Source organism: Phormidesmis priestleyi BC1401, assembly GCF_001650195.1.
GTDB lineage: Bacteria > Cyanobacteriota > Cyanobacteriia > Leptolyngbyales > Leptolyngbyaceae > Phormidesmis_A > Phormidesmis_A priestleyi_B.
In genome coordinates, this window is sequence record NZ_LXYR01000192.1 from 1 (window position 1) to 556 (window position 556).

The 556-nt window shown below is 53.6% G+C and carries 1 protein-coding gene; it reads right to left on the reverse strand.

From position 1 onward, the window contains the following. Positions 1-187: 187 nt before the first annotated feature. Positions 188-556, reverse strand: a 369-nt coding sequence (locus tag A8707_RS26390) for a hypothetical protein (protein WP_068820430.1), incomplete at its 5' end; no start/stop codon positions are given.

Genomic DNA, 556 nt, shown 5'->3' on the forward strand with positions numbered 1-556 from the left:
TTGATTTGCCGGATCGCCATACGGGTCTTCACTCGCGGGTCGCGGTGGTTGATTCTCGCTCTCTGCTGGCTGATCGCCTAGTAAGGCATCGGCTGCTTTGCGTAAAAAATCGCCTACCATAATCGTCCTCCAATGTTTACAAAATTGATTTTGTTATCTAGTGCCCACGTGCGTTCTGTCAAGCAACTCAGTTGGTTGCTGACTGCGCTTCTGGCAACGACGTGAGGTCACGTCCGGTGGTCTGGTTGTCATACCCTTGATAGTCACGGTACTGTTGCGCATCTGCGGCTGGCACCGTAATGCCATTGGGCGGTGGGGTTACCCAATGCGCTTGATGGTTTGCATCCCGGTAATAAACGCGACCGTTTTTAGAAAGGTAATACTGTCCGTTCTCGCCTGCCTGTGCCTGCGCGTGTTTGTGCTGGTTATAAAGATAGTAAAGAGCGGCAGCTCCAGCCAGCACGACTGCTCCTTTCTGAACATTACTCATGCCCTTCTTCTGCTCCGTCGGCGCTGCTGTAGTAGTCGCAGTGCGCGTGTCATCGACTGGCGGCGG